Below are 25,266 nucleotides of genomic sequence, written 5' to 3'. Positions count from 1 at the left end.
TTCCCCGGGGCAAGGCTGCCTTAGGGCGGGAAAGCGGCTATTCCGAATCCGATTCGTGATCCCGGCGATCGGGCCTCCCGGATGCAATGAAAGGCCCCTTCATTGCAAATTTTGCAATGAAGGGGCCTTTCATGTCACTTGCGAGGGTCAGGCCTTGGCGACCGCCACGGTCACCTTGGTGCCCTCCCCGACCGTCCCGGCCGAGCCGTCGGCGACGGCGCCGTAGGCCACCGAAGTCGCCAGCGTCTCCGCAGCGATGAACTCCTCGTGCGTCTTCGCGGCCGTGACCACGTCTTCCGGCGCGTCGACCGTCAGCGCGATCCGGTCGGCCACGTCGAGCCCGGCGTCACGGCGGGCCTGCTGCACGACCCGGACCAGGTCGCGGGCGAGGCCCTCGGCCGCCAGTTCGCCGGTCACCTCGGTGTCGATCAGCACCAGTCCGGCGCCGCCCGGCAGTTCCGCGGCCGCGCCGCCGCCCTTGGCGACCAGGCGCCGGTCGTACTCGCCTTCGACGAGTTCGATCCCGGCGGCCACGACGGCACCGCTCTCCGACGTCGTCCACTCACCGGCCTTGACGGCCTTGATCACCGTCTGGACGTCCTTGCCGAGCCGCGGTCCGGCGGCGCGGGCGTTCACCGCGACCTCGAAACCGCCGTGCGCGGCGACGTCCGTGGTCAGCTCGACCGACTTGACGTTGACCTCGTCACGCAGGATATCGGTGAACTCGCGCAGCGAATCCGCCTCGTGCGCGGCGACGACCAGCTTGGCCAGCGGCAGCCGCACCCGCAGCTTGTTCGACTTCCGCAGCGAAAGCGCCGAGGACGCCACCTGGCGCACCCGGTCCATCGCCGTCACCAGCGCCGCGTCGGCGGGCAGGTCGAGCGCGTTCGGCCAGTCGGTCAGGTGCACCGAGCGGCCGCCGGTCAGCCCGCGCCAGACGACCTCGCTGGTCAGCGGCAGCAGCGGCGCCACCACCCGCGACGTCACCTCCAGCACCGTGTGCAGGGTGTCGATCGCGTCCTGCTCGCCTGCCCAGAACCGGTCGCGCGACCGGCGCACGTACCAGTTCGTCAGCACTTCGAGGAAGTCACGGACGGTCGAGCAGGCACCGGCGACGTCGTAGGTGTCGAGCGCGTGCTCGACGTCGGTCACCAGTTCGTGTGTCTTCGCCAGCACATACCGGTCGAGGACGTGCTTCGAATCCGTGCGCCACTGGCCTTCCACGCCCTCGGCGTTCGCGTAGAGCGCGAGGAAGTAGTACGAGTTCCACAGCGGCAGCACGGCCTGGCGGACGGCGTCGCGGATGCCCTTGTCGGTGACGACCAGGTTCCCGCCGCGCAGGATCGGGCTCGCCATCAGGTACCAGCGCATCGCGTCGGAGCCGTCGCGGTCGAAGACCTCGTTGACGTCCGGGTAGTTGCGCAGCGACTTGGACATCTTCTGGCCGTCCGAGCCGAGCACGATTCCGTGCGAGACGCAGGTGCGGAACGCCGGCCGGTCGAACAGGGCGGTCGCCAGCACGTGCAGCAGGTAGAACCAGCCGCGCGTCTGCCCGATGTACTCGACGATGAAGTCACCCGGGTAGTGGTGCTCGAACCACTCGGTGTTCTCGAACGGGTAATGCACCTGCGCGTACGGCATGGAACCCGAGTCGAACCAGACGTCGAACACGTCCTCGATCCGGCGCATGGTGGACTTCCCGGTCGGGTCGTCCGGGTTGGGCCGGGTCAGCTCGTCGATGAACGGCCGGTGCAGGTTCTCCAGCCGCACGCCGAAGTCGCGTTCGAGTTCGTCGAGTGAGCCGTAGACGTCCGTGCGCGGGTACGCCGGGTCGTCCGACTGCCACACCGGGATCGGCGTGCCGAAGTACCGGTTGCGGGAGACCGACCAGTCGCGGGCGTTCTCCAGCCACTTGCCGAACTGGCCGTCCTTGACGTTCTCCGGGTACCAGGTGATCTGCTGGTTCAGCTCGATCATCCGGTCCTTGAACTCGGTCACCGCGACGAACCACGACGAGACGGCGCGGTAGATCAACGGGTTGCGGCAGCGCCAGCAGTGCGGGTACGGGTGCTCGTAGGTCTCGTGGCGCAGCAGCACCGCGCCCTGGCGGCCGGCGGAACCGGTGCCGTTCTTGAGGTCCTTGATGATGTTCGGGTTGGCGTCGAACACCTGCTGGCCCGCGTAGTCCGAGACGGTGGCGTCGAACTTGCCCTGCGCGTCGACCGGGGTGACCGGCACGATGCCCGCCGCGTCGGTGACGACCTTGTCCTCTTCACCGTAGGCGGGCGCGATGTGGACTACACCGGTGCCGTCCTCGGTGGTGACGTAGTCCGCGGACAGCACGCGGTGCGCGTTCTCGTGTCCGGTGAAATACGGGAACGGTGGGGCGTAACGGGTTCCGAGCAGTTCGGTGCCCGTGTAGTGCCCGACGACGGCCGGCTCTTCACCGAGCTCGCGAGCGTACGAGGCGACACGCGCTTCGGCGAGCAGGAACCGCTTGCCGTCGGACTCCACCACGACGTAACGCACGTCGGGGTGCACCGCGGTCGCGAGGTTGGACGGCAGCGTCCACGGGGTCGTGGTCCAGATCAGGAGGTACGTACCGTCGAGCTCGTTGTCGTTGCCCTCCAAGCGGAAACCGACCGTGACGGCCGGGTCCTGGCGGCTGGCGTAGACGTCGTCGTCCATGCGCAGCTCGTGGTTGGACAGCGGCGTCTCGTCGCGCCAGCAGTAGGGCAGGACCCGGTAGCCCTCATAGACCAGGCCCTTGTCCCACAGCTGCTTGAACGCCCAGATGACCGACTCCATGTAGGACAGGTCGAGCGTCTTGTAGTCGTTGTCGAAGTCGACCCAGCGGGCCTGGCGGGTGACGTAGTCCTGCCATTCGCCGGTGTAGCGCAGCACGGACTCGCGGCAGGCTTCGTTGAAGACGTCGATGCCCATGGCGTCGATCTCGGACTTCTCGGTGATCCCGAGCTGGCGCATGGCCTCGAGTTCGGCGGGCAGGCCGTGGGTGTCCCAGCCGAAGCGGCGCTCGACGCGCTTGCCCTTCATGGTCTGGTAACGCGGCACCAGGTCCTTCACGTACCCGGTGAGCAGGTGACCGTAGTGCGGGAGACCGTTGGCGAACGGCGGGCCGTCGTAGAAGACGTACTCGTTCGAACCGTTGACACCGGGGTCGCGGGCGTCGATCGAAGCCTGGAAGGTCCGATCGGATTCCCAGTACGCGAGGACGCGCTTTTCCGACTCGGGGAACGAAGGCTGGGACGGGACGCCGGTCTCGCCGTCCATCTGTGCCTTGGGATACATCTTCGGTGCTCCTCGCGGTTCGTCTCTCTCGTACGGGCTCGCGCCCACACGGGGACGAGACGGCCGTTTCCGGCGCGTTCCGCGGTACCACCCCGCTTGCCCGGCCGGTGGTGTTCCGGCTGGGCCGCTCATTCGACGGCTGTGACGGGCCGTACCCGTCCGGTTCTACTGAGGGCCCGTTCTGCTGAGAGGCGGGCCCTGTTCTTCCGGAGGCTCCCCGGTGATGGCCGGATCGGTGCCAGTTGATTCAAGGGTAGCGCGCGGGGGCAACCGGGTTGTCCGGGGTGGGCTTATCGATACTGCGGACATGACGCGAGACGACTGGCTGGCCGGACAGACACGGACCTTCACCGCACTGCCCGGCAAGCGAGTCGACAAGTGGACCGGCGTGGAGATGGCACTGCGGGAAGATGTGGCGGGAACCGGCCCGCAATTCGCCGACCCCGACGTTCCCTGCCTTCAGCTGTACTGGCTTCAAGCTCGGCTGGACGACGGCAGCGCACTGGAGATCGGCACCTATCAGGACGACGATGGCTTCGGCCTCCACGGCCACGCGTCGGGCGGATCGTCCGACGACGGCCATTGGGACGGGATCTATCGCTGGAGGTCCCTTCCCGAGTTGCCGATCGGCCAGGTCGAACACGTCTCCGTCTTCCACGAGCGGCATTTCCTGGCCGAAGTTCACTTCCGGATCGGAGCACGGCCACTGGCGCTGATCGCGGGTGAACTGGAGGAGACGCACGAGGGCGGGCTGATCTTCCAACGACTCGACGAATCGGTCCTCGCCTTCACCGATCTTGTCGCGGTCGACCGCGTCCCTTGGAACACGGCGCGACAAGTCCATCCCGCTGCCTTCTGAAAGCGCGAACGTGTAGGCCGTTATACGGCCACAGGTCGGCCTGGATCCTGCACCGGAAGTTCGCGCCGTAAATCCGTAGCGATAGCCGGCCGTTTCGCGCCTGGACCGGGGGCATGAGGTGCGTCGCGAAAGCCACTTTCGCGACGCCTGGGGTCGCGAAAGTGGCTTTCGCGGCACGACGCCGAATCACCACACGAACTTCCGACTCGGGACACTAGATCCTGAGGTGCATGGTGTTCCTCCGTGGTGTTCGGGTGGGGTCGAGGTAGGTGGGGGCGGTGAATTCGGGGAGTCCGTCTTGGGCGATGTGGACTTTCCATTTGCTGTGGTGGATGAGTCGGTGGTGTTTGGTGCACAACAGGACCAAATTATCGATTTTGGTGTCGCCGTGGTGTCGCCAGAAAACAATGTGGTGGGCGGTGCAGCGGGGTACGGGCATGTCACAGCCCGGGAAGGCGCAGCCGCCATCGCGGAGGGTCAACGCATACTTCTGCGCCAGGGAGACGGTCCGTTTCGAGCGGCCGATGTCCAAGGGTTCGCCTGCGGTGCCGAGGACGCCGGGCCGGACGCGGGCGTCGCAGGCGAGGACCCTCGCGTCGGTGGCACTGATCGGTCCCACGAGGTCCAGGTGGGCCTCACCGAGATCCCGCATGAGGTCCTCATACGACATGGTGACCAAAATGTGCGTCGCCTCGCCCGCCTGGCCGGGAAGGTTCCGGCTGGTGGTCTTCAAGCGGACGTAGTCGGTGAAGGCGTCGCCGTAGCGTTCGTCTTGAGTACGAGAGTCCTGGACACCGTCGATGGCTTTGTGGGGTTTGGCCATCGGATCCAAGTCGGACTTCAAGCGAGCGTAGGTTTCGAGGTCGAGGGTGGCTTTCAAGCCGAGGGTGCCGTCGCGGTGTTGGACGAACCGCAGCTCCGGTCGGGTGTCTTTGGGGTCTTCGTTGCGGGGTTCTTTGCCGTCGGGGTCGAGTTTGTCCAGCAGGCGGCGTCCGGCGCGGGCGATCTGCCGCGGCCCGGCGTGCCGGGCGAGGTCGACGAGGATCTTTTCTCCGGCTCGGATGTCTTCGTCGGGCACAGTCGACGGGATGCGGGCGAGGGTGCGGATGATGGCGTCGATCTGCGAGCCGCCGATCGCGCCTTCGGCGGCGGCCGCGGCTGTCAGTGGTGCCAGGGGCGGCACGGTGCCGCCGCCGACTTCGACGCCGGGGTGCAGGGCGAGGACGCGGTCGGCGCGGGCGCTGGCTTCCTTGTCCGTCACATGGAAGTCTTCGAAGATCAGCGCCGCCAGCGTGGAATGGCCGCTGCATCCGCGTACTCCGCGGGCATTGATTTCCGCGAGGATCGCGTTCTGTTCCGCGTCCGCCTGTCGTTTGATGATTTCGAGTTCTTGTTTGCGGGCGTGCAGTGTCGCGGTGTCGACGCGCCACCACTCGGCGGGTGTCGTCGGGGATGCGTCGTTGCTGGCCACGACACCCACACTACACCTAATCGAACAGACGTGCGAGCACTAACGGCCTAGTGAGAAAAGAATCCGTAATGCGCTAGCAGCGAAGCGACTTTAAAGGCGCTAAGGCGTCTTAAGTGGCAATTCGGGTTCTGGCGACCCTTCACAAAATGACGACAGGAGACCAGTGCGCGCCGGCGCCGGCGGCCACCGAACAAGGCCCGAGTTGCCATCCTCGCCGTCGCCTCTAGGTTGACGGGTATGTCGATCTGCGAGGCCCCGTGAAAGGGCCCGGACTCCTCGTCGTCCTGCTGGTGGTCCTCGGCGGCGTCAGCGGGCTCGGGTTCGTCCTGGGGTTGGGTAACGCGGCCACCCTGGCGGCCCTCACCGCGCTCTTCTGTCTCATGGCGGCGGTCGGCGGGCCGCTTTGGGCGGATCTGCGGCTCTTGGCGTGGTTCGCGCCTGCGCTGATCCTCGCGGTCGGTGTGCCGCGGTTGCTGGGGTCGGTGTCGCAGTGGGCGGCGATCGGGCTGCTGGTGGTGATCGTGGTCGTCGCCGGGCTGTTGCCGGTGCTCGGGGCGCGGTTCGTGACGGTCGGCCTGGGGCTCGGGATGGCGTCGCTGTTCGGGTACGGCTTCCAGTTGACGGGGACGGCGTCGGCGGGGCAGATCCTGGGCGCGCCCGCGCTAGCGGTGGGGGTCGTGGTGCTGTTGCGGCTGGTGATGGGCGCGAAGGATCCGGCCAAACCGACCCGTGACGCGCTGGCCGACGCGCTCGCGACGGGTTCGTCCGAAACGCAGGAACGCGCGGCGAGGCTCTGGCTCGCGGATCGGCCTCGTCGCTGGACCGGCAGGGTTCTCGGCGGCATGTTCCGATATCGCGCGGCAACCGGGTTGCTGGAGATCCGGCGGAAACGACTGAACAGCGAAGAAATCGGCGAAACGCTCAGCGCCGCCAAGGAAGAAGCCGCCAGGCTGGCCGGGGCCGTCCGGAGCACGACGGCACCGGACGAGGTCGAACCGGTGCGGCGCAAGGAACCCGTCGGGCTTCCCGGCGCCACGGCGAGGCTCGTCGACGGGCTCTGGGACGCGCTCGAAACCATCCGGACCGCGGCGGTCGATCGCGACGAGTCGCTTGTGGACGTTCCGAAAGGACTCCGCAAGGAGTTACGCAGGATCGAGCTGAGCGGCGCGTTTTCCTGGCAGTCGGCGCAGTTCCGGCACGCGCTCCGCTGCGGGCTCGGCGTCGGACTGGCTCTGGTGGTCGCGAGTTTCCGGCCCGGCGACCCGCTCACCGTGTCGTTCCTGCTCGGCACTTTCGCCATCATGCAGCCGGAATGGCGGGACAGTCTCGGCAAGGCCTGGCAGCGGATCGGCGGCTCTCTCGGCGGCGCCGTCGTGCTCACGCTCGTTCTTTGGCTTCTGCCGCAAGGGTTTCTGTTGCCGATCGGGCTCGTCGCACTGCTCGGCGGGTTCTCGTTCATGCAGACGCGGCCGGCGGTGTTCAACGGTTGCATGGTCCTGATGTCGGTCGGCATGAACGCGACCACCAGACATCTCGACCCGCGTTACGTCCTCGTCGAGTACCTGCTTCTGATGGTCCTCGCCGGCGCCATCGCCCTGCTGTTCGGTTTCGCCGCGATCCCTGGTGTGCCGAAACCCGGGCCGGTGGAACGGTTCGAGAGCGCGGTCGGCGCCACGCGTGCGCTGCTCGGCTCGGTGGGGCGGAAACTGCGTGGCGAGGACGTCGACCCGCGGACGCTCGGTCGAGAGTTCCGTGCCGCCGCCATCGCCCACCACGGCCTGCGCGCGGCGGAGCCGGGCACCAAGGAACCCGCGCCCGGCCAGCGCGACGCGCTGGAGAACGCCGCCGAAGCCTTGCGCGGCCTGTCCGTCACCGCGTCGTCGCTCTTGCTGCGGCCGGGATCAGCCGGAGCGGCGGACGCTGTCGACGAAGCGGCCCGCACGCTCGGGACGGAAGAGGCGGTGGAGATCCCGGTGCCACGGGACGCGGACGAGGAACAGCGGCTGGTGCTCGACACGATCGCCGCCGACGTGGTGACGGTCGGCGAAGCGGCCCAGAAGCTTTAGGCCTTCTCGCGGTGCTGCCCGGCGATCTCGGCGTCGGGCGTGCACAGCGCGCATGGGGTGAACCCGAGCTGCCGCGCCTCACCGATGCCGAGCGGGATCGTGTCCCGGGTTTCGAGCCACGTGCACGACGTCACGTGGTAGCGCGGGTACTCGTCGACGACGACGACCTCGGTCTCGAGTTCGGAGACGACCGCCACATCCTCGGGGTCGCTCTCCTCCTCGCCGGGGTCGCCGGTGCGCTGAGGCTCCGAAACCTCTTCCTCGTCGCCCAGTTCACCGGCGGCGGGCATCAAGACGGTCTGCTCGACGTCCTCGGGTTTCTTTTCCTCACCCTCGGCGGTCTCGGCGTCGTCGGAGGCGTCTTCGGCAGGGTCCTCCGCCTCTTCCTCGACGGGAGCGCGCTTCTTCCGGCGGCGCAGCAGGTCGAAGAGGAGCAGCAACCCCGCGACGACGGAGAGACCGATGGAGATCCAAGCCCACAGGGAGTTCGCGGTGATGAGCGCCGCGACGAGCAGCCCCAGAGCCGCCAGTACCAGTACCAGGACGATGTAGAGCACGGTGAATTACAACACGAGAGCCAAGCGAAACGGCCTCGACCCTCCGGAGAGTGCCGAGGCCGTTCCACTGTGTAGAAACCGGGCAGAGATCAGCCCGCTTCGGCCCGAGGACCGAACGAGTAACCCTGTCCGCCACCGGAGGACGACGACTGCCCCGAGTTCGACGAGGACGCCGAGGCGGGAGCGGCCGAACCGCGGTCGTCGAGCTCACGCAGCTGGGACTCGAGGAATCCGCGCAGCCTCGTGCGGTACTCCCGCTCGATCGTGCGCAGCTCTTCGATCTTCTTGCCCAGCGAGCCCTTCTCCGCGTTCATGTTGTTCATGGTCTCGGTGTACTTGCGCTGAGCTTCGCGCTCCATGGTCGTCGCCTTGTCGCGCGCCTGGCGCTCCAAGGTCTCGGCACGGGTTCGCGCGTCGTTCAGCATGGTCTCGGCACGCGTGCGTGCCTCGTTCACCATCGAGTCCGACTTGGATCGCGCGTCCGACAGCAGCTGCTCGGACTTGGTCCGGGCTTCGGCGAGCATGCCGTCCGACTCGGTCTTGGCCTCGGCGGTGAGCCGGTCGGCCATTTCCTGGGCCAGCCCGAGCACCTTCGCGGCCTGGACGTTGGGCTCCCCGTTGTCCGGCACCATCGAATGGGCCTGGGTCTGCTCCATCGCCGACTGCGGCGGCGGCACCGGCGCCAGGCGGCGCGACGGCTCGTCGCGTACCTGTGGCGGCGGGCCGACGGCACCGGCCTTGGCGTTCTCGAGCTCACCACGGGTGGTCTCGAGCTCGTTGTCGAGCTGCTCGACCTGCTGCCGCAGCTCGTTGTTGTCCTCGATCAACCGGGCAAGCTCGGTCTCCACCAGGTCGAGGAACGCGTCCACCTCGTCCTCGTTGTAGCCCCTTTTGCCAATGGGCGGCTTGCTGAACGCGACGTTATGCACGTCAGCGGGGGTCAACGACATCAGATCACCTCACGCACTCCATGGCCTGCAGGTCCACCGGGGCTTCCCCGAAAATCACCCTGGCGTTGCCAGCTGCATCGCGAAGAACACAACCAACAGCAGCACCATAATCGATAAGTCCAGTCCGACGCCGCCGATTCGTACGGTCGGGATGATTCGTCTGAACAGACGAACCGGTGGGTCGGTCACTGTGTAGATGGTCTCGAGCGTTACCGCAACCCCTCCGGCAGGACGCCACTCGCGAGCGAAAGCACGCACGAGCTCGACGACGATCCGTGCCGTCAGCAGGAGCCAGAAAGCGAACAGCACGTACCAGACGACCAGCAACACAGCATTCACGTAACCACTCTGCCATGCCTCGCGTCAAAACACGCAGTTGACGGGCTCCGGATGCCGATGAGTCGACAAAATCACATCCGGCTGCGTTCAGCGGTCACCGGGTGATCAGCCGCGCAGGAATAATCCGCCTTCGGCAATCCGCCGACGGTCCTCCGCGGTGACGTCCACATCGGGCGGTGAGAGAAGGAACACCTTGTTGGTGACCTTGTCCATCGATCCGCGCAACGCGAAAGCGAGCCCCGCGGCGAAGTCGACGAGACGCTTCGCGTCCGCGTTCTCCATCTCCGTGAGGTTCATGATCACCGGGATGCCCTCCCGGTAGTGCTCCCCGATCGCCCGCGCCTCGGCGTAGCTCGTCGGGTGCAGCGTCGTGATCCGGCTCAACGGGTCACGCACCGCGGCACGGACCGGCTCGGTGACCGGCCGCAGCCGCGCGACCGGCTCCGGCTGGCGATCGATCGCCAATGCCCCGTGGACCGCAGGCTCCGGGCTGGGCACGGAGCGTGACCGAGGCCGCGGCGCGGGCTCGTCATAAGTGTCATCGACGTCCCGGTAACGTCCACCCCGTGACCGGGCCGGCGGCTCATCGTCGTAGTCGTACTCATCGTCGGCGTATTCCTTTGAGGCGTAGCCTCGCCGGTAGTCATCCTCGACGTCATAGCCGTCTTCGTCCGCGGGCACCATCCCGAAGTAGGCCTTCAGCTTCTGCAGCGCGCTCATGCCTCTCCCTAGCCTTAGCCGCGTCCCGCACCGTACTCCCCCGCCCTCGCCGCCACTCCCCGTAACGACGAGACGGTATTCCCTAAGGCGAGGCTAAACCGCGTCCACCGAGCAACGCGGTTCCGACACGCACACAGGTCGAGCCGTGCGCGATAGCCTGCTCGAGATCATTGCTCATTCCGGCGGAGATCTCACGGGCTTTTGGGTGTTCTTCCCGAAGACTCTCCGACGCGCGAGCGAGTTCCTCGAACGCCTCAGCGGGATCAGTACCCAGCGGAGCCACGGCCATAAGCCCTCGGAGGCGAAGATCACCCACATGGGCTATCCGCTCCGCCAACTGGCGTAACTCGCTCAACCGAATGCCCCCGCGGTTCGGATCGTCATCGAGACTTACTTGAATGAGGACGTCCAACGGGTGCTCGCGTTGCCCGGAATCGAGGGCCGACCTGGTCGCCTTCGCGAGCGCGTCGGCCAGGCGTCCGGAGTCGACGGACTGGACCTCGTCCGCCCAGCGCACGACCGATTTGGCCTTGTTCCGTTGCAGGCTGCCGACCATATGCCAGCGGATCCGGGCGTCGGGACGGAGACCGGCGACCTCTTCGGCCTTCGCGCCCGCCTCCTGATCGCGGTTCTCGGCGAGGTCGAGCGCGCCGAGGTCGGCGAGCAGCGCGGCGTCGAGCGCGGGGAAGGTCTTGGTGACCGCGAGCAGCTTGACCTCGTCGCGCGTCCGGCCGGCTGCCTTGCACGCGGCGCCGATCCGCTCTTCCACTTCGGCGAGGGACGCGGCGAGTTCCGCCTTTCGTGCGTCGTTCACGACGCGTCCAGCCAGGTGATCCCCGCGATCCGGCCGGTGGTGCCGTCGCGGCGGAAGCTGAAGAGTGTCTTGTCTTCGTTGGTGCAGCGGGGATCCACGCCGATCTTGCCGACGCCGAGGTCGGCCAGCTGCCGCCAGAGACCGGCGCGCAGGTCGAGCCCCGGCGTGCCCTTGCGGGTTTTGCAGGCACTGCCCGGCACGTGTTTTTCGACGTCGGCGGCCATATCCGCGGGGACTTCGTAGCAGTCGCCGCAAATAGCGGGGCCGAGCAGCCCTTCGATCCTGGCCGGTTCGGCGCCGAGCGAACGCATCGCCTCGATCGCGGCGGGGACGACACCGACCCTGGCGCCGACGCGGCCCGCGTGGACGGCGGCGGCGACACCGGCTTCGACGTCGGCGAGCATCAGGGGAACGCAATCGGCGACGAGCACCACGAGCGCGAGACCGGGCTCGGCCGTCACGAGCGCGTCGGTCGCTTCGGCGGCGGAGGTTTCGGAACCGTCGACGACGGTGGCGGTGCGGCCGTGGACCTGTTCCATCCACGCCAGCCTGTCCTCGGCGAGGCCGAGTTCGGTGGCGAGACGTTTGCGGTTGGCGTAGACGTCGCCCGCGTCGTCACCGACGTGATCACCGAGGTTGAAGGTGTCGAAAGGCGGCCGGGAGGCCCCGCCCGCCCTTGTCGTGACAATCCGCCGTACCCGCAAGACTTGCCTCCCTGGCGACCTCGGCTGAGGTGACCAAGGTCTTTTGATCCTTTGAAGTCGCGCCTTTTGGCCGACAGGCCCCGCTATCACGATGGCAGGGCGCCCCCTCGGGGAGAATGTACCTTCTCCCCGAACGGGCGCCCTGGCAGCGTGACAGCGGCAGCGCGATAATTACCTGCGCATGAACGGGGGCACGTCGACCTCGTCGTCCGAAGGGTCGTCGTGCACCGGGGTGGCGCGGCCGGGCAGGCTGCCGTGGGTCGAGTTCGACCCGATCGGCGAGTAGCCGCGCGAGCCGCCGCCGGGCTGCGGAAGTCCGCCGCTCAGCGAGCCGTTGCCGTCGTTGCGGGAGGACGGCATCGGCGTGTGCGTGCGCGGCGGCGCGACCGGGTAGCCGTTCGATCCGGTCGACGGCACCGGCGTGGCACCCGAAGGCGGGCTCTGCACCGGGGTCGCCCCGCCGCCGTTGACCTGGCCCGCCTGCGCGGACGCGGTCGACGAGTTGGAGCGGGAGCCGAAGGTCGACGGGTCGAGCTTCTTGTGGGTCGGGGTGCCGGCGTCGAAACCGGCCGCGATCACGGTGACCCGGACCTCGTCGCCGAGCGAGTCGTCGATGATCGTCCCGAAGATGATGTTGGCGTCGGGGTGCGCGGATTCCTGCACCAGCGACGCGGCTTCGTTGATCTCGAACAGGCCGAGGTCCGACCCGCCCGCGATCGACAGCAGCGCGCCGTGCGCACCGTCCATCGACGCTTCCAGCAGCGGCGAGTTGATCGCCTTCTCCGCGGCCTGGATCGCCCGGCCTTCACCGCGCGCCGAGCCGATGCCCATCAGCGCGGAACCCGCACCGGACATGACGCTCTTGACGTCGGCGAAGTCCAGGTTGATCAGACCCGGTGTGGTGATCAGGTCGGTGATGCCCTGGACACCCGAAAGCAGTACCTCGTCCGCCGAGCGGAAGGCGTCCATCAGCGAGACGCCGATGTCGCCCAGCTGGAGGAGCCGGTCGTTCGGGATGACGATGAGGGTGTCGCATTCGTTGCGCAGCTGCTGGATGCCGTCTTCGGCCTGCTTGCTGCGGCGCTTGCCCTCGAAGGTGAACGGACGGGTGACGACGCCGATGGTCAGCGCGCCGAGTTTGCGGGCGATCTGGGCGACGACGGGCGCGCCACCGGTGCCGGTGCCACCGCCTTCACCCGCGGTCACGAACACCATGTCGGCGCCCTTGATGACCTCTTCGATCTCTTCGCGGTGGTCCTCGGCGGCCTTCTGCCCCACTTCGGGGGCGGCGCCGGCACCGAGGCCGCGGGTCAGTTCCCGGCCGATGTCGAGCTTGACGTCGGCGTCGGACATGAGCAGTGCCTGAGCGTCGGTGTTCACCGCGATGAACTCGACGCCCTTGAGGCCGACCTCGATCATGCGGTTCACGGCGTTCACTCCGCCGCCGCCGATACCGACGACCTTGATCACCGCAAGGTAGTTGTGCGGGGGCGTCATCGGAGCCGCCTTCCTGATCGTGTGTGCTCGTGCTGCCCGCCGGTCGCTGAGCCTGGGCCGAACCCTCGAGCTGAAGTTCAGATTGAGAGTTATGTCAACTGCCGACGTTGAAGCAGGACGGTATGCACCAGGCTGGCTTGAATCCAGTAGCCACGCCGTGTGTCGCAAAGGTGTTTTGCCACAACATGTTCGCGGGCGCAAGAGCGAGACCCGGTCGCGGCGGCGAACGGCGGCCTGGTAAGAGCGGGGATCAGGTGGGCATGGACATGACCATGACGACGTCCTTCGACGGCGTTCCGGTCGGTGATCCGCCTGCCTGTTCGACACTGAGCGCGAGCTTCTCGGCCCCGCCGAGTCCGTCGGCGACCAGCAGCGCACCGTCCTGACCACCGGATATGAGCCCGGCGGGCTTGGGCGCGGTGCCTGGGAACATCAGCCACGCCTGATACGTCCGGCCCGGTTCGTTCTTCGGTAGCTGCGCCGCCATGAAGACGAGCTTGTCCTTCGAGCGCGACATCATCACAGTCCCGCCTCCCCCGCCGGAAGCTTCGGCGTGCCCGGTCCGGAGATCGGCCGCCGAAAGCACTTCGGCGACGGGCGCGTACCGCGCCGCGTACTGCGCGGCCTGTTCGCGCGCGGCCGTCAGCTGGGTGTGGTTGTCGTAGGCGATGCCGCCGAACACGGCGGTGCCCGCCAATCCGACGATCGCCGCCGCGGCGGCCGCGATCGCCCAGCGCGGGGCGCGGCGGCGGCCCTTGACGCGCTCCCCGGTCTCGAAGCGCGTCTTCGGCGGCTGCTGCCTGGTCGCCATCGCCTCCGCGAGCACCCGGCGCTTGAGTTCGGGCGGCGGGTCTTCGGCCAGCGCGGCACCGAGGCGGGTCGCGGTCATCTGCAGTTCGAGGACCTCTTGAGCGCACGAAGCGCACTCGCCGAGATGCCGCTGGAACTGGGCACGCTCCACTTCGGACAGCGCGTCGACGGCGTAGGCCCCGGTGAGCGTGTGCATTTCGGGCATCGTCATGCCGTCACCCCCAAACAGTCCCGGAGCCTGATCAGGCCGTCCCGGAGCCGGGTCTTGATGGTCCCGTGCGGAGTCTGGAGCACCTCTGAGACCTCGCGATAGGTATAGCCCTGGTAATAGGCGAGCAGCACGGATTCCCGTTGCAGCTCGGTCAAGGTCGTGAGACAGCGGCGCACCTGCGACCGTTCCCAGCGGGCCGCGACGGCCTCGGCCACCTCGTCGAAGGGCCGCGCGCGGGCGGCCTCGAAGGTCGCCTTGACCTCGCGATCCGAACTGGCGCGTGCCGAGCGGACGCGGTCGACGGCACGGCGGTGCGCGAGCGTCATGGCCCAGTTCAGCGCGCTCCCCCGCTCCGGGGAGTAACGCGTGGCCGTGCGCCACAGCTCCACCATGACCTCCTGGGTGACCTCTTCCGACTGCGCGGAGTCACGCAGGATCCGCCGCACCAGTCCGAGGACCGGCCCGGCGAGTTTGTCGTACAAGGCGTCGAAGGCCCGCTCGTCGCCCTTCGCGACCCGGACGAGCAGATCCTCGGCCGTCGGACCGGCCGGTTCGCCGTCCCCGGGGACGGGCGCCATCCGGCGCGGGCGTGCCGATTCATCCATCAAGGGTGCCTCCGGCCGTCTGCGGCGTCCGCCGGGTGATCGGCGCCTTCTTCCACCACAGTGTGACCCCGTGCCGCCGGATCAGCGCGGAGACCCGGTGCGGCATGAGCGGACGGGTGAGCAGCATATGCGCCAGCCACTTGGCGGTGGCCGGTCGCCGCACCCCGCGCAGCGATGCCGTCAGCGGTGTCTTCCCGTCCTGGCGGAGGGCGATCTTGACCGAGAGCAGCGACTCCGGCCTTGGCACCTCCATCCGGTACCCGCCGTCCATCGACTGGAACGGCGAGACGTAGAACTCCTTGTCCGCGAAGGCGTTCCCGGACTCGTCGGGACGCAGGAGGTACGCGTGCCGACCGCCGTAGGTGTTGTGGACCTCGGCGACCACGCATTCGAGTTCCCCGTCGGGCCGGTGGCACCAGTACAAGGTGATGGGATTGAAGTTGTGGCCGAACATCCGCGCGCCGGCGAGCATCAGCACCCGGCCGCCGTCGAGGTCGACGTCGCGAGCCGCGAGCCAACGGTCCAATTTGGACCGGATGCTGGAAGCGTCCTCGGGCGAGAAGTGGTCTCGTGAGTCGAAGCGGGCGAAGGGGCGCACCCACCACGGCAGCTTCGGCGGCACGTCGAGGTCGACGAACCACAGATAGACGCGATGGGCGAACGAGAGCGGCGGATCGAGGCGCCGGACATGCGCCACCGTGGAGTCGTAGAGCACGGCCATGACGGTCACCAGCGCACCCCGAAGTTCTCGGCCGCGCGGACACCGGAAGCGCAGCCGTCCTCGTGGAACCCCCAGCCGTGATAGGCCCCGGCGAAGGCGACCACGCCGTCACCGAGTTCGGGAAGACGACGCTGGGCGGCCACGGATTCCGGCGTGTAGACGGGGTGTTCGTAGGTCATCTTGGCCAGCACCGAACCGGTGTCGGGGGCGGTGCCGGGGTTGAGCGTGACGACGTAGCCTGTCGGCTCGTCGAGCCGCATCAGGCGGTTCATGTCGTAGGACACCTGGACCGCGCCGTGGCCGGCGCCGCAGAACGGGGTGGCGTAGTTCCAGCCCGCCCGCGCCGATTCCGCCGTCGGGAGTACGCCGGTGTCGGTGTGCAGCCACGCCTCGTTGCTGGAGTACCGGAACGAGCCGAGGACGGCGCGTTCGGCCTCGGTCGGTGACGTGAGCAGCTTCAGCGCCTGGTCCGCGTGCGTGGCCAGGACGACTTTGTCGAGCTTGTGCCGCGTGTCGGCGTCGTCGCGGACCTCGATCCCGCGCGCGGTGCGCTCGACCGACCGGACCGGCGTCGACAGGTGCACGGCGGTCAGCTGCTTGGCGGCCCGCTCGACGTACTCGCGGGAGCCGCCGTCGACGGTGCGCCAGCGCGGGGACCCGCCGACCGAGAGCATCCCGTGGTTGCGCAGGAACTCGAACAGGTAGCGCGCCGGGTAGCGGAGCGTGTCGGTCCGGTCGGCCGACCAGACGGTCGAGACGACCGGGAGCATGAAGTGGTCGACGAAGTACTTCGAGTACCCGCCGATCGCGAGGAATGCGCCGAGTGTGACGTCTCCGGCCTCGGGCGCTTCGAGGACGCGCTTGGCGTGCCGATGGAAGCGCTTGACGTCGGCGAGCATCCGCAGATAGCGCCCTCGCGTGACGTTGCGCGGCTGGGCGAACAGGCCCTTCAAGCCCTTCGCCCCGGCGTATTGGAGGCCGCAGCCGTCGCAGCGGATGCTCATCGACATCTCCGCGTCGCGGGTGGCGACGCCCAGTTCGGCGAACAGGCGGAGCAGGTTCGGATACGTGCGCTCGTTGTGCACGATGAACCCGGAGTCGACGCCGACGGTGCCGCCGTGCGCGCTCGGGACGTCGTGGGTGTGCGCGTGCCCGCCCAGCCTGTCGTCGGCTTCGAACAGCAGCACTTCGTAGCGGCGTTGGAGCAGATAGGCCGCCGTGAGACCGGCGACGCCGCTGCCGATGACTCCGATGCGTTGACCCTTGGTGTGCACGTGAGGCATTCGGAGCCGGATCGGGCGAGGATTGGATCGCGTGAACCGGTGCCACATCCGACCCATCCCTTTCCGGTCCGGGAGCGAATGACGACTATGCCGAACAGTCCCGCGTCCCGCCTGGCCCCGTTCGTCGAGCGGCTCCTCGGTTGCTCCCTGCCGGTCGGTCTCCGTACCTGGGACGGCGTCCGCGCCGGTCCGCCGGATGCCCCGACCGTGGTACTCCGTAACCGGCGTGCGCTGCGCCGTCTCCTCTACGCCCCCGGCGAATTGGGGTTGGCGAGGGCCTACGTCTCCGGCGACCTCGATGTCGAAGGCGACCTCGCCGACGGATTCCGCCGGATCTGGGCGCTGACCCGGTCGGGTGCCCTGCGCGGCGCCAGGCTGGGCCCGCGCGAATGGGCCGAGGCGCTGCGGATCGCGGTACGCCTCGGCGTCGTCGGGCCTCCGCCCAAGCCTCCCGCCGAGGAGGCCCGGCTGTCCGGCAAGCTGCATACGCTGCTCCGTGACAAGTCCGCGATCGCGCATCACTACGACCTGGGCAACGCCTTCTACCAGCTGCTGCTCGACGAATCGATGGCCTACTCGTCCGGATACTGGACCTCCGACGAGGACGGCTACGGCGTCGAGCAGGCCCAATGGGACAAACTCGAGCTGATCTGCCGCAAGCTCGGCCTCCGCCCGGGGATGCGCCTGCTCGACGTCGGCTGCGGCTGGGGCTCGCTCCTGGTGCACGCCGCGAAACACCACGGCGTGCACGCCGTCGGGATCACGCTGTCGGCGGAGCAACAGCAACACGTCCGCGGCCGGCTCGCCCAGCACGACCTGGAGGAACGGGTCGAGGTCCGGCGGCAGGACTACCGCGAGCTGTGCACACGGACCCTCGGCGGGAAAACGAACCTCGGGTCGGCCGACGAGCCGTTCGACGCCGTCGCGTCCATCGAGATGGGTGAACACGTCGGCGAAGAGAACTACCCCGAGTACACGCGGACGCTGTTCCGGATGCTCAAGCCCACCGGACGGCTGGTCCTGCAGCAGATGTCCCGCGGCGTGGTGGCCCCCGGCGGCGGCGCGTTCATCGAGCGCTACATCGCCCCCGACATGACGATGCGGCCGTTGAGCCGCACGCTCGGGCATCTGGAGACCGCCGGGTTCGAGATCCGCGAGGTCCACGCGCTGCGCGAGCACTACGTGCGTACGGTCCGGGCATGGGAGAAGACCCTGGAAGGCAACTGGGACGACGTCGTGGCGCTGATCGGTGAGTCCGGTGCGCGGGTCTGGCGGCTGTACCTGGTCGGCGGGGCGCTCGCGTTCGAGGAGAACCGGATGGGCGTCGACCAGATCCTCGCGGTCCGCCCGTCCGACGAGGGCTTGAGCGCGATGCCCGCCACCCGGGAGTGGTCCTGATGCCCCTCGGCGGCACCCTCGCGGTGACGGCGGGCGCGACCCTCGTCGCCTTCGTCGTCACCTTCGCCGTCGCGCGGTGGCGCAAGCGGTACGACACCGTCGACACGTTCTGGGGGCCGGGCTTCGCGCTCGTCGCGCTGGTGGCGGCCCCGCTCGGGGACGGGCCGGTGGCGCTGCGCGTGGTCACCGCACTGCTGACCACGATCTGGGGTGTGCGCCTCGGCGTCCACCTCCACCTGCGCAACCACAAGCTGCCGGAAGACCCGCGTTACGTGCGGATGACGGAGAGCGCCGGCCCGAATCCGGCGCTCAAGCTCTTCGTCCGCGTGTACCTGGTCCAGGCCGTGGTGCTCTGGTTCGTCTCGCTGCCGGTCCAGTTCGCGATGTACGGCGGCTCGTTCGGGCCGGTGGCGTGGCTCGGTGTCGCGGTGTGGCTGGCCGGCTTCGCGTTCGAGACGATCGGCGACGAGCAGCTACGCCGCTTCAAGGCCGACCCGGACAACAAGGGGAAGGTGCTCGACAGCGGGCTGTGGCGCTACACGCGGCATCCCAACTACTTCGGTGACGCGTGCGTGTGGTGGGGCCTCTACCTGCTGGCGTGTTCGAGCTGGGTGGGGGCGGCGACGATCCTGTCGCCGATCGCGATGACGTACACGCTCGCCAAGGGCACCGGAAAACCCTTGCTGGAGAAGGGTTTGCGGCGTTCCAGGCCGGGATACGCGACCTACGTCGAGCGGACCAGCGGCTTCTTCCCGCTGCCCCCGCGCCGCGTCACTCCCCGGTGAGACCGTCGGTCAGCTCGCGCAACAGGTCGAGGTGGCCGGCGTGCCTGCCGGTCTCCTCGATCATGTGCGCGACCACGAACCGGACATTGACCTGGCGATCGTCGCGGAAGGGGACCACGTCGTCCAGCCCCATCCCGGCGACGACCTTGCGGCTGCGTTCGCACTCGGCCTCGTAGGCGGCGATCAGCTGGTCGATCGGGGTCTGCATGGCGACCCGGAATTCGGCGTCCGGATCGACCTCCAGCGCCTCCTTCCAGACGTCTTCCTGTCCGTTGAGCACGACGGTGAACCAGTACTGCTCGACGAGGGTCAGATGCCCGAGCAGACCGGCGACGGTGGTCAGTTCGCTCGGGACGAGCGGCCGCCGGGCCTGCTCGTCGGTGAGGCCCGCGCACTTCCACACGACCGTGGCGCGGAGGAAGTCGAGGAAGCCGTTCAGCTGGGTGCGCTCGTCGCCGATGAGCGGCGGTTCGGGGCGCTTCGGTTCGTCCGTCATGGTGGTGCAGTCTGCCGGTTTCCTCCGATGATCCGCTAACGAGTTACCCCGGGACGCACTGTCCACCATCTGCCGCAGAGCCGTGGTCCATGTCCGAACGCGATCCCATCGTTCGAGTGAAACCGACGGTAATTAGCGCCGAGGAAACATGACGACCACCCGCCCGTCATGTCAGGCTGATGCAGTTGTGCCCATCGCCGGAGAACCGAGAAAGGTCACTGATGTCAGGCCCTCAGCTGAGCGCACTCGATGTCGCTTTCCTTTGCCTGGAAAGCGAAACGACACCTATGCACATGGGTGCGGTGGCCACCTTCCGCCCGCACGGGCAGGTGCACGCGCGTAAGCTGACCACGCTGCTCGCCGAGCGGGCGGCACGGCTCCCGAAGCTGCGTCAGCGCCCTCGCGCCGCGCTGTTCCCGCCTGGCGCCGCCACCTGGGCCGAGGACCCGGATTTCGTTGCCAGTGAACATATTTCACATCACCACCTGAGTTCCCTGTACGAACCGGACCCGCTCTCCGCCTACGCGTCGCGCTGGATGGGACGGCCGCTCGACACCGGAAAACCCTTGTGGGACCTGCGTCTCGTCACCGGCCTGCCGGACGGCGAGTTCGCGTTGCTGCTGAAACTGCACCACGCGCTCACCGACGGGGCGGGCGCGTACGCCGTCGCCGCGGGCCTGCTCGACGAGCTCCCCCGGGCGACGAGGCGTCCGCACAGCGGCTCCGGACCGCCCACGCCTCGCTCCCCTGTGGACGCTGTCAAGGAAGCCTTCGGCTCGACGCTGGCCCAGGCCGGGATCGCCTCTTCGGTCGTCCGCGCGACCCGTTCGCCGCTGTCGCCGATCAGCGCGCCGCCGTCGACCGAACGACGGCTCGGCCTCGTCCGGCTGGACACCACCGAGATCCGGCGGATCCGCCGGGCCCACGGCGGGACGGCCAACGACGTCGTGCTGGCGATCCTCAGCGGTGCGCTGCGCGAATGGATGATCAACCGCGGCCAGCGCGCCGACGACCGGACGCTGCGGGCGCTCATCCCGGTCAGTGTGCGCGGGCGGTCCGCCGAGCAACTCGGCGGGAACAAGCTGTCCGGCTACCTCTGCGATCTGCCGGTCGGCCTCGACGACCCGCTGGAGCGGCTGCTGGCCGTCCAGCGTGAGATGAGCCGGAACAAGGCCGCGGGCCCGGCCCGTGGCCCCGGCGCGTTCCCGCTGCTCGCCGACCGGATGCCGCCGATGCTGCACCGGCTCGGCAGCAAGGCCGCCGGACTGGCCGCGCCGCTGCTGTTCGACCTCGTGATCACCACCGTGCCGGTGCCGCCCAACCGGCTCACCCTCGACGGCACGAAACTCGACGGCGTGTACCCGTTCGTGCCGCTGGCGCCGCGGCAGGCGATCGGGATCGCGGTGGCGACCTACCGCGACTCCGTCCACATCGGACTTCAAGCGAACGGGGCGGCGGTTTCGGACGTGGGTTCGCTGCGGGACGGGGTGCTCAAGTCGGCCGCGAGGCTGCTGGACACCGCCTAGCGCGTGCAATGAAAGGCCCCTTCATTGCAAATTTTGCAATGAAGGGGCCTTTCATCTCAGTCTTGAGAGGCGTCAGCCGCGCAGCATCTCCGCGACCAGGAACGCCAGCTCCAGCGACTGCTGCGTGTTCAGGCGCGGGTCGCAAGCGGTCTCGTACCGGCCCGAGAGGTCCAGATCCGAGATCTCCTGCGCGCCGCCGAGGCATTCGGTGACGTCCTCGCCGGTGAGCTCGACGTGGATGCCGCCCGGGTAGGTGCCGAGCTTGCGGTGCACCTCGAAGAAGCCCTGCACCTCGTCCACGATCCGGTCGAAGTGCCGGGTCTTGTAGCCCGTCGAAGCCTCGTGCGTGTTGCCGTGCATCGGGTCGCACTGCCAGATGACCTTGTGCCCGGACGCCTCGACCTTTTCGACGATCGCGGGCAGCACCTCGCGGACCTTGCCGTTGCCCATCCTGGCGATCAGCGTCAGGCGGCCGGGCTCGTTGCGCGGGTCGAGGCGGCGGACGTACTCGACGGCCTGTTCGGGCGTGGTCGTCGGGCCGATCTTGAGGCCGATCGGGTTGGCCAGCAGTTCGGCGAAGGCGATGTGCGCGCCGTCGAGCTGCCTGGTCCGCTCGCCCACCCAGAGGAAGTGCGAGGACAAGTTGTACAGCTTGGGGTTCGCCGCGTCCGCGCGGTCCATCCGCAGCATGGAGCGCTCGTAGTCCAGCAGGAGCGCCTCGTGGCTGGCGAAGATCTCGGTGGACTGGAGCGAGGAGTCGGTCACGCCGCAGGCCGACATGAACCGCAGGCCGCGGTCGATCTCCGCGGCCAGCGCCTCGTAGCGCTCGCTGGCGGGCGAGGACTTCACGAAGTCCTTGTTCCAGTCGTGCACCTGGTGCAGGTCCGCCATACCGGCGCCGGTGAGCGCGCGGACGAGGTTCATCGCGGCGCCCGCGTTGGCGTAGGCGCGGATCATCCGGCCCGGGTCGGGCACGCGGAGTTCGGGCTTGGCGACGAGCGAGTTGATGATGTCGCCGCGGTACACCGGCAGGCCGAGCGCGTCGGTGGACGCCGAACGCGGCTTCGCGTACTGGCCCGCGATCCGGCCGACCTTCACCACCGGCAGGCTCGCGCCGTAGGTGAGGACGACGGCCATCTGCAGCAGGGTGCGGAGGTTGGCGCGGATGTGCGGCTCGGTGTTCGATTCGAACGTCTCCGCGCAGTCACCGCCCTGCAGCAGGAACGCCTCGCCGCGGGCGACCATGGCGAGCCGGTCGGAGAGCCGGTCGATCTCGGCGGGGACGGTGATCGGCGGCACACTCTCCAGCACGCCGCGGACGCGCTTCGTCAGCTCGGCGTCCGGCCATTCGGGCTGCTGGGCCGCGGGCCGGGAAAGCGCGTCGTCGAGCCGATCACGCAGCTCGGGAGGCAGAGGAGGCAGTTCGGGGAGCGTGTCGACGGGAACGTCCACTGTCCAGTTCACCGGACCAGGATATGCCGCGCCGAAAGCCGCCCGCCCACCGGGACGAAAGTCCCAAAAGGTGGACGGGCGGCGGATTGATCAGGCGGCCTGCGCCTTGTTGTAGAGGTTCTGCGCGTCCGTGCCGAAGTACGGGCCGAACATGTAACCGGGCAGGAAGTTGTAGCCGAAGCTGTTCACCGAGGCCTGGACGCCCGCGCCGGTCGCCTCGCTGAAGTTGAGGAACCACGGGCCGCCGCTCGAACCACCGGTCATGTCGCAGTTCATCCCGTGGTCCTTGGTGAGCAGGAAGTCGGTGAACGTGCTCCCGCTGCAGTAGATCAGCTTCGAGCCGTCGTACGGCGCCGCCGCCGGGTAGCCGAAGGTGTACATCGACTGGTTGCGCGCCTGGTTGAACGCGATCCCCTGCGCGCCGACGACGTCGGTCAGTTTCTGCCCGTTGAGCGGGCTGACCACGGCCGCGCCGATGTCGTAATTCATGTCCTCGCTCGCTTCCCACTGCGGAGTGGTCAGCGTGCTCTTCGCCGCCCAGGTGCCGTAGGGCGTGTTGCCGTTGTTGTAGCCGGGTGCGAAGGTCCAGTTGGTGTGCCAGGCGCCCTGGTACTTCACGCAGTGCCCGGCGGTGATCACGACGCTGCCGTTCGCGCTGGTGACCGCGTCACCGGAGCACGACGCGTTCCGCCCGCCCATGGTGAAGAACACCCGGCCGGCGGTCTGCACGACCTTGCCCGCCCCCGTCCACGCGCCACCGCCGTTGGGGATGCTCTGGATGATCGTGCTCTCCCCCTTCGCGACGTCCTTGAGCGAAAGGGGCGGGGCCTGGACCAGCCGCTCGATCGGCACCGCCGAGCGCATCCGTTCGGGCGTCCAGTAGGCCGCCACCGCCTGCGCGTCGGCCGCCGCCTGATGATGGACAGGTCCGGCGTGAGCGGGACTCGCGACCGCGGTCAGCGCCGTCACCGCGAGCCCCATGAGCGCCGCCAGGATCCCTGTCCGGGAAGCCGTCCTCTGCATGGCGTACCACCTTTCGCCACCGGTGAATTGCCGTATGACTTGCACGACATTTCGAAAGTATTTGTCCCGCTACCAGGCGTACAAGCGGCCGTTCGGCCGCATCCGTGGCGACGTATCGGCCGATCGGCCTAGCGGCAGTGCGAATCGGCGGCCGGGAGGACACCGTCCCGCAGATAGCGGACGACGGCGTCGTTCCCGCAGGCGTTCTCCTTGGTGAAGACGCCGTGCCCGCCGGCGTCGACGGTGACGAACTTCGCCCGCGCGCCCAGCGCCGACCGCATTTCGCGGGCGCCGGCGAGCGGCGTCGCCGGGTCGCGGAGGTTCTGCACCAGCAGGATGTTCGACGGTCCGCGATCGTGGATCCGCACCGGAGGCTCGCGACGCTCGACCGGCCAGAACGCGCAGGGCGTGATGTTCGCGGCGGCCGGGCCGAACATCGGCTGCGTCACGCGGGCCCGTTCGACCGCCTTTTGGTAGTAGCGCACGCTTTCCGGCCAGTCGGAGTCGTTGCACAGCACCTGGAGCTGGAGTGCGGCGTGGTTGTCTCCGTCGAGCGGACCACCCTGGGCCTTCACCGTGGGTGTGGACCATCGCTCGGCGAGACCGGGGAAGTTCGCGTCGTCGTACAGGGCTCCCCAAGTGTCGCTTCGGATTCCCGGGCGCTTTTCCGCCAGCTCGAAGAACTTCGCCGTCACCTCGGCCTGGGTCCGCCCGAGGTGGTAGACGTCGTCCCGCGCCGCCGCCCAAGCCGTGAAGTCGCCGAAACGGTCGTCGAAACCGTCCGCGAAGCGTTGGTGCGCCCGGACGTCCAGGCCGTTCGGCCCGGTAAGGCTGTCCAGCACGATCCGGTCCGTACGCGCCGGGAACATCGAGGCGTAGGCGGCGCCGAGATAGCTCCCGTACGAGACGCCGTAGTAGGAGATCTTCCGCTCCCCCAGCGCCTCGCGGATCCGATCCATATCGCGCGCGGTATCGGCGGTGGTCATATGCGGCAGGAGATCCGCCGTCTTCGACTCGGCGCATTGCTTCGCCACCACGCGGGACTTCGCCGCCTTATCGGCGACGTCGCGCGGGCCCTCCGCGTACGGGCCGACGAGGATGAACCGCTGTTCTTCGGTGAGGTCGCACGTCACCGGCGTGCTGTACGTGGTGCCACGCGGATCGAAACCGATGACGTCGTAACTGTCGAGCAGGCCGGACTGGCCCTGCCGCTGCGCGAGTTGCGCGGGCATCGCCAGGCCGGGGCTCCCCGGGCCGCCGGGGTTCATCAGCAGCACGCCACGGCGTTTCGGCGAGGTGCTCGCCTTACGGGAAACGGTGAGTTCGATGGTCCGGCCGCCGGGATCGGCGTAGTCCAGTGGCACCTTGAGCTTCGCGCATTCGAGGCCCTCGGTCGGTGACGGTGTCATGCCGTAGTCCGGGCACGGTGACGTCCACTTCAGTGCCGGAGCCGCTTCGGCGGTGACCGGGATGGCCATGGTCAGTGGCAGGAAAGCCAGTATCGCCAACGTTTTTCTCATGCGGCGAGCATGGCGGGCGGAAAGGCTCTACCGCGTCGGACCGCGGCCTGATCCCGCACCTCCACCTTGGGTGGGGGTCGCCCCCTGCCGTTCGTCGACCCCAAGTGTCAGGAAAGGGTCGTTCAGGACTAAAAACGTCCTGAACGACCC

Annotated in this window: 22 protein-coding genes; 5 read left to right on the top strand and 17 right to left on the bottom strand. The window is 68.3% G+C overall.

Annotated elements, in window-relative coordinates:
- Positions 1-147: 147 nt before the first annotated feature.
- Positions 148-3,309 (bottom strand): isoleucine--tRNA ligase, encoded by a 3,162-nt coding sequence (gene ileS / locus ACIHAO_RS22840; RefSeq protein WP_396560812.1) that lies wholly within the window; start codon positions 3,307-3,309, stop codon positions 148-150.
- Between the two features lie 307 nt (positions 3,310-3,616).
- Here ileS and ACIHAO_RS22835 point away from each other — a divergent pair, with 307 nt between their 5' ends.
- Positions 3,617-4,168: a hypothetical protein gene (locus tag ACIHAO_RS22835; protein ID WP_396560810.1), complete on the top strand. Its 552-nt coding sequence runs from the start codon at positions 3,617-3,619 to the stop codon at positions 4,166-4,168.
- A gap of 214 nt (positions 4,169-4,382) precedes the next feature.
- On the opposite strand, the gene ACIHAO_RS22830 is transcribed toward ACIHAO_RS22835, so the two are convergent.
- On the bottom strand, positions 4,383-5,639 hold the full coding sequence (locus ACIHAO_RS22830) for a DUF222 domain-containing protein (protein WP_396560808.1): 1,257 nt from the start codon (positions 5,637-5,639) through the stop codon (positions 4,383-4,385).
- A gap of 257 nt (positions 5,640-5,896) precedes the next feature.
- Between ACIHAO_RS22830 and ACIHAO_RS22825 the strand changes: the two genes are divergently transcribed.
- Complete coding sequence (locus tag ACIHAO_RS22825; RefSeq protein ID WP_396560806.1) at positions 5,897-7,705, top strand: FUSC family protein; 1,809 nt, start codon at positions 5,897-5,899, stop codon at positions 7,703-7,705.
- On the opposite strand, the gene ACIHAO_RS22820 is transcribed toward ACIHAO_RS22825, so the two are convergent.
- The 11 genes from ACIHAO_RS22820 to ACIHAO_RS22770 all read right to left on the bottom strand — a co-directional run bounded on the left by ACIHAO_RS22820 (position 7,702) and on the right by ACIHAO_RS22770 (position 16,916).
- Positions 7,702-8,262, bottom strand: a complete 561-nt coding sequence (locus tag ACIHAO_RS22820; RefSeq protein ID WP_396560804.1) for a hypothetical protein — start codon at positions 8,260-8,262, stop codon at positions 7,702-7,704. The two genes, ACIHAO_RS22825 and ACIHAO_RS22820, sit on opposite strands and share 4 nt — an antisense overlap.
- Before the next feature lie 89 nt (positions 8,263-8,351).
- Positions 8,352-9,212, bottom strand: coding sequence for a DivIVA domain-containing protein (locus ACIHAO_RS22815; RefSeq protein WP_034319194.1), 861 nt, complete (start codon positions 9,210-9,212; stop codon positions 8,352-8,354).
- Between the two features lie 54 nt (positions 9,213-9,266).
- Positions 9,267-9,542 carry a YggT family protein gene (locus ACIHAO_RS22810; RefSeq protein WP_005155180.1) on the bottom strand — a complete coding sequence of 92 codons (276 nt, stop codon included), beginning with the start codon at positions 9,540-9,542 and terminating at the stop codon, positions 9,267-9,269.
- A 114-nt stretch (positions 9,543-9,656) separates the two neighbouring features.
- Positions 9,657-10,271 carry a cell division protein SepF gene (locus tag ACIHAO_RS22805; RefSeq protein WP_125789608.1) on the bottom strand — a complete coding sequence of 205 codons (615 nt, stop codon included), beginning with the start codon at positions 10,269-10,271 and terminating at the stop codon, positions 9,657-9,659.
- Between the two features lie 82 nt (positions 10,272-10,353).
- Positions 10,354-11,085, bottom strand: a complete 732-nt coding sequence (locus ACIHAO_RS22800) for a YggS family pyridoxal phosphate-dependent enzyme (RefSeq protein ID WP_396560801.1) — start codon at positions 11,083-11,085, stop codon at positions 10,354-10,356.
- Positions 11,082-11,789: a peptidoglycan editing factor PgeF gene (gene pgeF / locus ACIHAO_RS22795; RefSeq protein WP_396560799.1), complete on the bottom strand. Its 708-nt coding sequence runs from the start codon at positions 11,787-11,789 to the stop codon at positions 11,082-11,084. The genes ACIHAO_RS22800 and pgeF overlap by 4 nt, the downstream gene beginning before the upstream one ends.
- A gap of 171 nt (positions 11,790-11,960) precedes the next feature.
- Positions 11,961-13,286 (bottom strand): cell division protein FtsZ, encoded by a 1,326-nt coding sequence (gene ftsZ / locus ACIHAO_RS22790; RefSeq protein ID WP_396560797.1) that lies wholly within the window; start codon positions 13,284-13,286, stop codon positions 11,961-11,963.
- A gap of 250 nt (positions 13,287-13,536) precedes the next feature.
- The gene (locus ACIHAO_RS22785) at positions 13,537-14,307 is read right to left on the bottom strand and encodes an anti-sigma factor domain-containing protein (RefSeq protein WP_396560795.1); all 771 of its coding nucleotides are present in this window, start codon (positions 14,305-14,307) and stop codon (positions 13,537-13,539) included.
- Complete coding sequence (sigK, locus tag ACIHAO_RS22780; protein ID WP_125789613.1) at positions 14,304-14,912, bottom strand: ECF RNA polymerase sigma factor SigK; 609 nt, start codon at positions 14,910-14,912, stop codon at positions 14,304-14,306. Before sigK ends, ACIHAO_RS22785 begins: the two co-directional genes overlap by 4 nt.
- Complete coding sequence (locus ACIHAO_RS22775; RefSeq protein ID WP_396560931.1) at positions 14,905-15,633, bottom strand: DUF1365 domain-containing protein; 729 nt, start codon at positions 15,631-15,633, stop codon at positions 14,905-14,907. The genes sigK and ACIHAO_RS22775 overlap by 8 nt, the downstream gene beginning before the upstream one ends.
- 5 nt (positions 15,634-15,638) lie before the next feature.
- Positions 15,639-16,916 carry an NAD(P)/FAD-dependent oxidoreductase gene (locus ACIHAO_RS22770; RefSeq protein ID WP_396560792.1) on the bottom strand — a complete coding sequence of 426 codons (1,278 nt, stop codon included), beginning with the start codon at positions 16,914-16,916 and terminating at the stop codon, positions 15,639-15,641.
- An 87-nt stretch (positions 16,917-17,003) separates the two neighbouring features.
- Between ACIHAO_RS22770 and ACIHAO_RS22765 the strand changes: the two genes are divergently transcribed.
- Both ACIHAO_RS22765 and ACIHAO_RS22760 read left to right on the top strand, forming a co-directional pair.
- A complete protein-coding gene (locus ACIHAO_RS22765) occupies positions 17,004-18,314 on the top strand; it encodes a class I SAM-dependent methyltransferase (protein ID WP_396560790.1) in 1,311 nt (436 codons plus the stop codon).
- Positions 18,314-19,099 carry a DUF1295 domain-containing protein gene (locus ACIHAO_RS22760; RefSeq protein WP_396560788.1) on the top strand — a complete coding sequence of 262 codons (786 nt, stop codon included), beginning with the start codon at positions 18,314-18,316 and terminating at the stop codon, positions 19,097-19,099. The genes ACIHAO_RS22765 and ACIHAO_RS22760 overlap by 1 nt, the downstream gene beginning before the upstream one ends.
- Here the strand turns inward: ACIHAO_RS22760 and ACIHAO_RS22755 are convergent.
- The gene (locus tag ACIHAO_RS22755; RefSeq protein WP_396560786.1) at positions 19,086-19,595 is read right to left on the bottom strand and encodes a DinB family protein; all 510 of its coding nucleotides are present in this window, start codon (positions 19,593-19,595) and stop codon (positions 19,086-19,088) included. The two genes, ACIHAO_RS22760 and ACIHAO_RS22755, sit on opposite strands and share 14 nt — an antisense overlap.
- 221 nt (positions 19,596-19,816) lie before the next feature.
- Here ACIHAO_RS22755 and ACIHAO_RS22750 point away from each other — a divergent pair, with 221 nt between their 5' ends.
- Positions 19,817-21,121, top strand: coding sequence for a wax ester/triacylglycerol synthase family O-acyltransferase (locus ACIHAO_RS22750; RefSeq protein WP_396560784.1), 1,305 nt, complete (start codon positions 19,817-19,819; stop codon positions 21,119-21,121).
- Between the two features lie 72 nt (positions 21,122-21,193).
- On the opposite strand, the gene ACIHAO_RS22745 is transcribed toward ACIHAO_RS22750, so the two are convergent.
- The 3 genes from ACIHAO_RS22745 to ACIHAO_RS22735 all read right to left on the bottom strand — a co-directional run bounded on the left by ACIHAO_RS22745 (position 21,194) and on the right by ACIHAO_RS22735 (position 25,116).
- The gene (locus tag ACIHAO_RS22745) at positions 21,194-22,585 is read right to left on the bottom strand and encodes a class II 3-deoxy-7-phosphoheptulonate synthase (protein ID WP_038522829.1); all 1,392 of its coding nucleotides are present in this window, start codon (positions 22,583-22,585) and stop codon (positions 21,194-21,196) included.
- 78 nt (positions 22,586-22,663) lie between these two features.
- Positions 22,664-23,596 carry a trypsin-like serine peptidase gene (locus tag ACIHAO_RS22740; protein WP_396560781.1) on the bottom strand — a complete coding sequence of 311 codons (933 nt, stop codon included), beginning with the start codon at positions 23,594-23,596 and terminating at the stop codon, positions 22,664-22,666.
- A gap of 128 nt (positions 23,597-23,724) precedes the next feature.
- Entirely contained in the window at positions 23,725-25,116 is a 1,392-nt protein-coding gene (locus tag ACIHAO_RS22735) for an alpha/beta hydrolase (RefSeq protein ID WP_396560779.1), read from the bottom strand.
- Positions 25,117-25,266 lie beyond the last annotated feature (150 nt).

This window comes from Amycolatopsis sp. NPDC052450, assembly GCF_044547565.1.
Lineage (GTDB): Bacteria > Actinomycetota > Actinomycetes > Mycobacteriales > Pseudonocardiaceae > Amycolatopsis.
This window is presented reverse-complemented; position numbering and strand designations above follow the sequence as displayed.